This is a genomic window from Streptomyces sp. NPDC056160, from assembly GCF_042268205.1.
In the GTDB taxonomy this organism is placed as follows: domain Bacteria; phylum Actinomycetota; class Actinomycetes; order Streptomycetales; family Streptomycetaceae; genus Streptomyces.
Genome location: NZ_JBHJUW010000247.1, coordinates 1 through 6,842, shown reverse-complemented (window position 1 = coordinate 6,842; position 6,842 = coordinate 1). Strand labels below are relative to the sequence as shown.

Annotated in this window: 5 protein-coding genes and 1 pseudogene; 5 read left to right on the top strand and 1 reads right to left on the bottom strand. The window is 68.3% G+C overall.

All coding sequences use genetic code 11. The features are described from left to right. A pseudogene (locus ACFC02_RS40945) lies at positions 1 to 202 on the top strand (IS256 family transposase); the annotation flags it as partial. A gap of 165 nt (positions 203 to 367) precedes the next feature. On the opposite strand, the gene ACFC02_RS40940 reads toward ACFC02_RS40945, so the two are convergent. Next, a complete protein-coding gene (locus ACFC02_RS40940) occupies positions 368 to 937 on the bottom strand; it encodes a putative phosphothreonine lyase domain-containg protein (RefSeq protein WP_376367848.1) in 570 nt (189 codons plus the stop codon). A 50-nt stretch (positions 938 to 987) separates the two neighbouring features. Between ACFC02_RS40940 and ACFC02_RS40935 the strand changes: the two genes are divergently transcribed. The 4 genes from ACFC02_RS40935 to ACFC02_RS40920 are packed head-to-tail and all read left to right on the top strand — an operon-like array spanning position 988 to position 6,779. Continuing rightward, entirely contained in the window at positions 988 to 2,163 is a 1,176-nt protein-coding gene (locus ACFC02_RS40935; RefSeq protein WP_376367846.1) for a hypothetical protein, read from the top strand. Then, entirely contained in the window at positions 2,160 to 5,015 is a 2,856-nt protein-coding gene (locus ACFC02_RS40930) for a hypothetical protein (RefSeq protein WP_376367844.1), read from the top strand. The genes ACFC02_RS40935 and ACFC02_RS40930 overlap by 4 nt, the downstream gene beginning before the upstream one ends. Next, a complete protein-coding gene (locus ACFC02_RS40925) occupies positions 4,987 to 5,451 on the top strand; it encodes a hypothetical protein (protein ID WP_376367842.1) in 465 nt (154 codons plus the stop codon). The genes ACFC02_RS40930 and ACFC02_RS40925 overlap by 29 nt, the downstream gene beginning before the upstream one ends. Then, positions 5,451 to 6,779: a pPIWI_RE module domain-containing protein gene (locus ACFC02_RS40920; RefSeq protein WP_376367840.1), complete on the top strand. Its 1,329-nt coding sequence runs from the start codon at positions 5,451 to 5,453 to the stop codon at positions 6,777 to 6,779. The genes ACFC02_RS40925 and ACFC02_RS40920 overlap by 1 nt, the downstream gene beginning before the upstream one ends. Positions 6,780 to 6,842 lie beyond the last annotated feature (63 nt).

The following is a 6,842-nucleotide window of genomic DNA, read 5'->3' as shown; positions in this document are numbered from 1 at the left end:
CGTGAACGCCCGCATCCGCAAGGCCGTTCGGGCCCGCGGTCACTTCCCCTCGGAACCCGCCGCGTTGAAGTGCGTCTACATGGCGCTGATGAGCCTGGACCCGACCGGCAAGGGACGACGCCGCTGGACGATGCGCTGGAAGGCACCGCTGAACGCGTTCCAGATCGCATTCGAAGGCCGACTCACCCCCACCAGCCACTGACCTCAACAACCAAGATCAGCCGTTGATTGGACAGACCCGGCCACAGAGCGGCGAACACACCGCACGGCGGTAGATCTTCAGGTAAGGAGACGCGCTTCAAGGCGGGGTAGCGGTGGTGCGCGAGGGAGGGTTGCTCGCTCGGCCCACTTGGTGCCCTTGTGGATGTCAAGTGTCCTTCGGTGCTGATGCTTTCCTGCGTGTCGCAGCAGCTCGGGCCTGGGCACGCGCCGCGTAGTGGTGTTCGAGGGCTTCTCGGGTGCGTTTAGGGATGACCAGTTTCTGCTTGGCGGCGGGGGCGACGAAGGTGCTGGCGCCGGTGCCGTAGCGGCCGTTGAGGGTGTCGCTGTCGGTCTTGTAGAGCAGGACGTCGACGGTGCCGAGGGCGCGGAGGTTGGTCAGTGCTCGTTGGACGTCGTCGATGTCGCGCCAGTCTCTGGTGTAGATGCAGATGGGGCGGCGGGTGTCGTCGCTCTTGGGCCGGGTGTTGATGAGCGTGCCTGCCTTGCTGCGGTAGCCGAGGAGGCCGTCTTGGGTGGCGGCGCGGATCGTGGTCCAGGAGGCATCGAGAAGGCTGATCGGTGTGAACCAGATCCACTTGCCGCTGAAGGGGTGGTCGTCTTCGGTCAGAGGGGCGTCCGGGGCGGCGGCCCACAGCCAGGGGTCGGTGGTCTCGGGTGCCGGGGTGGTGCTGGTGGGGGGCTCGGGTTGGGCCGATGGGGCGGTCTTGGCGTTCATGACCGGCACCTTATGCGACATTCGTTAGGTTTTTCGTTTATTCAGCCGCTATGGGTCTTGTGGAACGGAACACTCCTCGATGGCGCCGCGACCTGGCGCTGACCGCGTGCTGCGCAGCAGCTGTAGCGGAAGCGGACCGTACCGGCGATCCGGGCCAGCGTGCTGCCCGGCTCATCGACTGCCTCGGGGCTCTGCGCTCGACACACGGTGCCGGCGCGGCCGCCGCCTTGGACATGGGCGTGCTGCGGCGGGGCCTGCGCCATGGGCTCGCGCCCCTTCTGCCCGCGGGTAGCGAGGGCGGGGACCCGCTCGGCGAGATGAGGCTGCTGAACGAGGACGGCCTGCTGTGCGATGCCGTGGAGGACCTGGGGCGTGAACATCTCGTGCCGCAGCAGGCGTTGATGGAGTACTGGCCCTGGGCGCGCTTGCGCGCCGAGCAGGAGGAGCAGCAGCTGTACGCGGAGATCCGGCGTCTTCCGCCGGACGATTACGCGAGGGTGCGCGAGCTGCTGGCGAGTGATCCGGTGGCGGAGCAGGGTGTGCTGTGGGAGAAGTGGGGCGGATTGTGGGGGCGCTTCGGGTTCTTCGAGCCGGTCTCGTCCTGGCCGTGGTGCAACGCGGCGGGCTGGTGTTTCCCGCGCCCCACCTGTGCCTGGCCGATGCGGGCCCAGTCCGCTGGCGACGGTGTCTTCGTCGTCTCGTGCGACGCCCATCTTCTGGAGGGGGCGCAGTACACCTACCGGCCGGTGCGGGGAGGCGGCCCTCCGGTCCTGGAGGGCGGGGGCGGCTTGGCCGGTCAGGTGGAAGGCTTCCCGGCGGCCGGTGACTATCTGGCGGTCTCCCGGACGGTGTGGCGGTATCTGACCCTGCCGGGGCGCATGGAGTTCGCGATCCGGGGCGCGCTGAGAGGCATCGCCGGTCTCGACGTTCTCATGTATCCGGACGGTGACCGCTACGACCTGCGCATCACAGCCGCCGACCCGCTGGTGGCCAAGCAGTGGCGGGTGGATGCGAAGGCGTGGCGGTCCTTCGGTGCCCTGGCCGATGCGTTGCTCGAGCGTCCCGTGCTGGGCGGAGCAGTGCCGCTGACCATCGTGGTGCCCCACCGGCAACGGTCCGATCTCCCGCTGCTGCGGGCGCGTCTTGCCGGGCGCACGGACTTTGAGGTGATGACCGACAAGGACCTCGTTACCGAAGTCCTTCGCTGGTGCCGAGGTGCATTGTGAAGACCAGTGAGGTTCGTGAGGCGTTGCAGCGCTGTGCCGTCGCTGCCTATCTCACCTTGTCTCAGCGGTACTTCGCCTTCGAGACCGTCGATGGCCGAAGCGGCGTGCCGTTGGACTTCGCGGCGATGTTCGCAGGTCGGCGCACCGACCTGTGGGGTGCGTGGCTGTCGCTGCCGCGTGCCGAGTACGAGTTGGTGGGCCGGTTGTGGCGGGCGGTCAGGCAGGAGGGGGACCTGGCGCAGCCGGAGACGTTCCGTGAGGCGGTGCTGGAGTACGCGGTGGCGCCCACGGCGCTGTTTAGGATTCCGGAGGAGTCGAACGCGGACGAGACCCACTGGCTGGTGGCCTGCCATGCTCAAGAGCCCCTCGTCCTGGCCGAGAACCTCGTTCAGGAGGCCGAGGACTACCGGGGCATGCTGGAGACAACGCTGCCGACGGCCGGCGAGGGCCTGTGGGGGTTCGGTCACGATGGGCTGTACACGGTAGAGATTCCTGCCAGCGAGAAGAACGCCTTTGTGGCACCGGTCCGGCTGCGCACCGAGCCGTTCCTTGACGAGGCGAGGCTGCCGCGCGAGGCCGTGATGGACCGCGTGGTGGGCCAGGCGAGAGCCCAGCCGGAGAAGTTCGGGTGGAAGCCCGGCCTGCTGCAGGGGTTCTTCGACCGGCTCACCGACGCCTACGGCCGTACGGCGGCGGAGCTGCGACTGCCTGCCGGAGCGATGACGCTGTTGAATGCGCCCACCGGGGTGGGCAAGAGCGTGCTGATGCGGGATGCGGCACACCTTCTTGCGGCGGGCGGCCAGGGGCCGGTCCTCGTGGTGGTGGGCCGCATCCGTGAAGGGCTGGGGACCGCCGAGCAGTTGGCCGCGGATAACGCACTGGTCGAGGAGACAGCCGCCGCTGTGAAGGATGCGGCCGAGCGGGCCAAAAAGCCTCTGCGGGTGGTGGCCTGGGTGGCGTCCTCACGCTACGACGACCAGGCGGAGCTCGCGTTCTCCCAGGGTCGCGAGGACCGGTTCGAGCAGTTCGCCGGCGGCTGCGAGATGACCGGTTGGCAGGTCGACGGCCCGAGACTGGACCGCACCAAGCTCCCCTGCGCCCAACTGGAGTGGCTCGACGGGCCCGCCGAGCCGGAGTCTGCCGGCAGGCACCTGTGCCCGCGCATGGGGATCTGCCGGCGCTTCGAGCACGTCCGGCAGGCCGCCGAGGCCGACATCATCGTGACCAACCACCACAACCTGATCCGGGGGCGCTGCAAGGTACCCGTCGAGGTGGACGGCGGGCGGGTCGTCAACGACATGAGTGTGCTGGAGTTCGTGCTGCGCCGCTGCCGCGTCGTGATCATCGACGAGGTTGACGCGTTCCAGTCCACCTGGTGCACGCAGGGCGCGCAGGAGTTCACTCTCATCAGCCGTGGCCGCGGCAACGGAGGGCGGCTGGAAGAAGTCGACCGGCACCGCAACGGCCTGACCGCGCTGAAGAACCTGCTGGTGACCAACCCGCTGATGGAGGCGCGCCGGCTCAGCGAGACCTTCCTGGACAACGTGCTGACCGGGCATCTGTATCTGGAGTCCGAGCAGGAGCGCCAGAATCGTCCCGGATCCGGCTGGTACATGGTGGGCAAGAAGGACGCCGAGCTGTGTCGCATGCTGACGGGCGCCTCGCCGGATGCTGAGGTCAGTGAAGGAGTCCACCAGGCCTACCTGGCGCTCTTCCCTGGCGAGCAGACTGACGCCGGGGTGCCGGAGGGCTGGCAGCCGCTTGCCGAGCAGATCCGCCAGGCTCTGGCCGGCAAGGTCCAGGGCACCCGCCGCAGCAGAAAGCTCGCGGTCTTCAAGGACTCCATCTCGCGCATCCTGGGCGGCGCGCCCTTCCATGTGCCCGCCTCCCGGCGCGCCGCGCTGGTCAATGATCTGCTGGTGCGGGCCTGGCTCCGTGCGCTCCACAACGAGCTGCACACCTTGAAGTGGTCGCTCCTGCCGCTGCTGGGGGAAGTGAACGCGGCCACTGACCTGGTGTCCACGATGGGGCTGATTCCCCGCGACGAGCCGATTCCCTACGGGCCGCTGGGGCAGAACCTGTACGGGTTCAAGCTCGACAAGAACGCCGGGGGGACCGGCCGGCTGTCGCTGCAGTCGCTGGGCGGCGACCCGCACACCTCCACCGTCCGCCTGGGCGACACCGTCGCCCTGGCGACCGCGGGGGTGCGGCGCAGCGTGCTCGGGCTGTCCGCCACCGCGTTCTTCCCCAAGGCCGCTCTGCAGCACGTGCACACCCTGCCCGCCTACGTGATGACCGGCCGCTGTCGGTGCGGTCACCGCCCATGCCGGGAGTGTGTCGGCGACCGACATCGGCTGGCAGCCGATCTCGATCGGCGGTGTGGAGGAGAAGCGCAAACCCTCCGAGCTGCGCAAACTCGCCGAGCGGCTGTGGCACACCCAGATGTCGTCGCATTTGGAGAAGGTCGTCCGCAACGACCCGCTGCGGGAGCTGGCGCTGCTGGCCGGGAACTCCTATTTCCACGCGGAGGTGATGGCCGCCGGGATCGCGGCCGCGTGCGGCCGCCCGGAATGGGTCGCGGTCCTCGTCAGCAGCAGCCGGGACCCCGCCAAAGCGGCCGTGGCCCTGCCCGAGGGCGTAGTGCGGGTGACCATCGACGAACTCGAAGACCTGCCCGCCACCCACCCACGGGTGAAGGTGATCTGCGCACCGCTGTCGGTGGTCTCCCGCGGTCTGAACATCCTCATCCCGCACACCGACCGCTCGGCGCTCGCCTCGGTGTGGGTGGGGGTGCGCCCCATCACGCACCTGCACGAGCCGTCCGTGATGTACGCGAGCATCAACTCCTGTGACATCGCCGCCGACGCCGTCAGCGCCGACCCTGCGGGCATGCTCGCTTCCCAGCGCAGTGCGGCCATCCGCCAACGGGAGTTGCTGCTGCGCACCGATCCGCGGTTCTCCCGCATGCCGAAGTTCCTCAAGACCGAGGTCCTGGCGGGGATCCTCGTCGAGCTCATTCAGCTGGCCGGGCGTGCCCGGCGCGGCGGCACTCCCGTCGAGCTTTATCTGGTCGACCACGCCTTCTTCAACCAGCAGTTGGGCTGCGACTTCCCTCGTCTCCTGCGCTCCTACTACGACCAGCTCGACGCCGACGAGCAGGACATCTTGTGCCGCGTTTACGGCTCCACCCTCGCCGCCTGGCTCGACCTCGCCCACAGCGAGAGCCTGCTGCCCCATCCCGTCACGTTGGTTCCCGCCCCGGCTCTGGACGATGAAGGAATTGAGTAATGCCCTCGAATGACACCCGCATGTCCCTGCTGGCCGCGCCGTTGACAGCCGCGCTGATGGGCACCGTGTGGCTGTACCGCTTCCCGGACAAGATCGAGCACGAGTGGAAGAAGCTGCGCGACATCTACCGCGGCAAGACCGGCTCGAAGGCCAACCTGCCCTATGCCGGGCTATTGACGGTCCTGCGCGCCAGCGGTGCCACCAGCGCCACGCTGAATCCCACCAGCAAGAGCAAGCCTCCCCAGTTCCTCGCACTGTCCAAGAAGCTGCCGGGAGCGCATCTGCGGGCCGCGGTGGCCTTGTGGGAACAGGCCCTGCTGCAGACGCCGGCGGAGGAGATCTCCCTGGCCTACAGCAGTGACCTCGCCGACCTGTTCGCCTCGGTGGAGCCCGAACACGTGATGGTGTGGGACCACGTCCGCCTCGGCCCGCACGCCGTGGACGCGGACGGATGGGTGTGGGACGCGGCCAGCTCGAATCTTGCCTCTCTGGTGGCCAAGACCGACGTATCGGTCGACGGCCGCACCATTGCATTGCGCCCGGACACCGAGAACAACGTCATGGTCTGGGACACCGAGCACCTGTGGTCGAACAACTGGCTCGACGCCCGACCCGCCAAGGACAAAAAGCACGACAGTCCCAAGGGCGCTTCCGATGAGTCCCAGGAACCGGAGGAGTGGAAGGTCCGGCGGCATTACGCCGCACTGCGGGTGGAAGTGGCGATGAAGTCGCTGCACTCGCTGCCCGTACCGCTGGTGGTCATGACGCCCCGTGTGTCCCGGCTGAGCAACCAGATCAACGGTGCCCGCACCGCCTGGTGGGCACCGAGCTCGCCCACCAAGCCGCTGCTGTGTCTGAACCTGGGCGGCAAGGGAAAGTACACCCACCTGGAACACACCAGCCGCCTTGCTCTGGATGCGTGGGTGCGGCTGATGGACGAGCCGGTGTTCCCCCGCGGCCCCGGAGAGACCGAGTTCCTGCCCGTCAGTGCCATGGACCTGTCCGGCGAACCCCGCGGCTTCCGGGCGCTGATCCCCTTCTCGAAGTCCTTCCCTCTGGGCAAGGGGGTCGGCCTGCACACCGTCGCCGCTCTGGCCGAGCACCTGTCCGAGGTCACCGGTCAGGAGCTTGTCCGCGGCCGGCAGGTCGCGAAGGTCCTCTCGGTGGCCGCCCGCAAGACCGAGTACGGCCGTGATGCCACGCTGCTCGACGACGTCGACCTCCAGGACATCATGGCCGCTGCGGGCTGCTCCAAGCTGCGCGTGCTGGCCCTGTACGAGCACCAGGAGATGCGCACGGAGCCTCCCCCTGAGTGGTGGACACGCTGATACTGGATCTGCTTGATCCGGAGAAAGCGAGACCACCGCCGATGGCGATGAAGGACTACTCGG